This window comes from Nostoc cf. edaphicum LEGE 07299 (assembly GCF_015207245.1).
Taxonomy (GTDB): domain Bacteria; phylum Cyanobacteriota; class Cyanobacteriia; order Cyanobacteriales; family Nostocaceae; genus Nostoc; species Nostoc edaphicum_B.
Genome location: NZ_JADEXF010000983.1, coordinates 1 through 2,638, shown reverse-complemented (window position 1 = coordinate 2,638; position 2,638 = coordinate 1). Strand labels below are relative to the sequence as shown.

General features: G+C 37.7%; 3 protein-coding genes. All 3 read left to right on the top strand.

What is annotated here, in order from left to right; all coding sequences use genetic code 11:
• A partial coding sequence (locus tag IQ229_RS23435; RefSeq protein ID WP_194047880.1) for a polysaccharide pyruvyl transferase family protein occupies nt 1-743 on the top strand: 743 nt, incomplete at its 5' end.
• A gap of 66 nt (nt 744-809) precedes the next feature.
• Complete coding sequence (locus IQ229_RS23430; RefSeq protein WP_194047878.1) at nt 810-1,778, top strand: glycosyltransferase family 2 protein; 969 nt, start codon at nt 810-812, stop codon at nt 1,776-1,778.
• 69 nt (nt 1,779-1,847) lie between these two features.
• Nucleotides 1,848-2,638, top strand: a 791-nt coding sequence (locus IQ229_RS23425) for a glycosyltransferase family 2 protein (protein ID WP_194047876.1), incomplete at its 3' end; no start/stop codon positions are given.

Below are 2,638 nucleotides of genomic sequence, written 5' to 3'. Positions count from 1 at the left end.
GGGATCGACCGATAATTATCCTACCACAAAGTATTTATTTTGTTGAGCCAACCAATTTAATCGAAGCAGCAAATATATTCAACTCACATCCTAATTTGACTTTGTTTGTCCGGGACGAATACAGCTATGAACTGGCTCTAAAATATTTCTACAACTGTCAGGTAATTAAAGCACCTGATATGGCTTTTGAAATGGTCAACTTACCTGGTCTATTATCAAGATATAAGCGCAGCAACTCTATTTTGTATCACTATAGAAATGACAAAGAGTTGAATACAAGTAATTCTCAGACTTCTATCGATCTTCCTAATTTAGTTGTAGAAGATTGGGCTTCTTTCAAATATGACACCACTGAACGCATGGAGCGAATTCGGGAAGGCTTGCAAAAAGGTACAGTGATTCCTGGTGAGTGGATATACCGACATCTTTGGAAATACTTCCATCATTATTCCTTTGGATTCAATAGCTTATATAATTCCTCAATGCATCTTAAATCTTTAAGTTATATGCATCATGGGATGTATCAATTCAAGCAGCATCGTCTCATTATTACAAACCGCTTGCACGGACATATTCTCTGCATTCTTATGGGTATTCCTCATGTATTTCTACCTAATGCTTACCATAAAAATGAGGCATTTTATCAAGCTTGGACTTCCTCAATTCCCTTTTGCAGATTTGTAAAAGAACCTTCACAAATTCAGGTGGCTGCACAAGAACTTTTGGAACTATTCCCAAACTAACTGGTTTATGCTCTGCCTACACGGGAAATTACAAAAATCTTTCTACTTTCCATCTGGTTAAACTCTATGACAACTATATCCGTTATTATTCCCGCTTACAATGCTGAACGCACCATTTTAGAAACGATAAAATCCGTTCTTCAACAAACCTTTTCTGATTTTGAGCTAATTGTTATTAATGATGGCTCAACCGATCGGACTTTAGAACTTTTGAAGACTATTGAAGATTCTCGTCTCAAGATTTTTTCATACAGCAATGCTGGTCTATCAGTAGCTCGTAATCGTGGTATTTCTCATGCCACTGGAGAGTTTATGGCATTTCTCGATGCCGATGACTTATGGACACCTGATAAATTAGAGCTACAACTAGCAGCATTGCAAAAACATCCAGAGGCAGGACTTGCTTATAGCTGGACTCTGAACATGAGTGAAACAGCAGAGATTTTTCACCCTGGTCATAATGTAGTCTATGAAGGTAATGTGTATGACAAATTATTACTCAGTAACTTTATTTCCAATGGTTCTAATCCTTTAATTCGTAAACAAGCAATTGAATCTGCTGGAGAATTCGACCCAACACTTTCTTCTGTGGAAGATTGGGATTATTGGTTTCGTGTAGCACAGCACTGGGATTTTGCAGTAGTTCCCAAACCTCAAATTCTCTATCGTCACTCTTCAAAATCTATGTCAACTAAAGTTGAAAAGATGGAGAAATATTTGCTTATTGTCTTGGAGAGAGGCTTTCAAGCAGCACCGCCAGAGTTACAAAATCTTAGAAATCAAAGCCTAGCAAATATCTATCAATATTTAACGGGTATGGAACTGGCTCATGTGACTAATAGAGAACAGGTCAACCAAGCTGGTCGTAAATTGTGGAAGACAGTTTCTTTATATCCTCAGATTTTGCGAGAAAGAGTAACTCAGCGTTATTTAATGAAATGGCTAGTAATGCAAGTCCTTTCTCCTCGAATTGCTAAGTACTTGACTCGACCTTTTTCTTTAGCTAGGTCTGTTGCGGTTCCAAGGCTGCAATAGAGACTGTTATTAGAAAGCAACCTTTTGATACTAATTCGCTAGTAAAATTTAGCAACTTATTGAAATTATATGCCAACTATATCTGTCATTATTCCCGCTTATAATTCTGAGCGCACAATTGTCGATACAATTGTCTCAGTACAACAACAAACTTTTTCTGATTTTGAGATAATTGTGATCAATGATGGTTCAACAGACGGAACTCTTACGCTACTGGATGAGCTAAAAGATAGTCGTCTAAAAGTCTTTTCCTATGAGAATGGGGGTTTATCAGTAGCTCGTAACCGTGGTATTTCTCATGCCAAGGGAGATTTTATAGCCTTTCTTGATGCTGACGATTTATGGACAGCCGATAAGCTGGAACTTCAGTTAGAAGCTTTGCAGAAAAATCCAGAGGCGGGTGTTGCTTATAGCTGGACTTATTTTATGGATGAACAAACTGGAAATTGCCACATGGATCGGCCAATCTTTTTCCAAGGTAAGGTTTTGGCGAATTTATTAACCTGGAACTTTATTGCTAGTGGTTCAAATCCCTTAATCCGTAAGCAAGCGATTGAATCTGTAGGAGAGTTTGAACCTTCAGTATCAGGAGCAGCAGATTGGGATTATTGGCTACGTTTAGCTGCAAAATGGTCGTTTGTTGTAGTTAGCAAACCGCAGATTTATTATCGTCAATCTTCAAATTCAATGTCATCTAAAGTTGAATTTATGGAAGACTGTCAGTTCAAAGCATTGGAGCGAGCTTTTCAATCAGGATCGCCAGAAATTCAAATCTTGAAAAATCATAGTTTAGCTTATGTTTACCGATATTCTTGTAGGCTCTGCTTAACAAGAATTACAGGTGATGAAGGAGTTGAAAG

Bases quoted from the DNA above. Each gene is read 5' to 3' on its own strand.
- IQ229_RS23430 (WP_194047878.1), top strand. From the start codon at position 810: ATGACAACTATATCCGTTATTATTCCCGCTTACAATGCTGAACGCACC.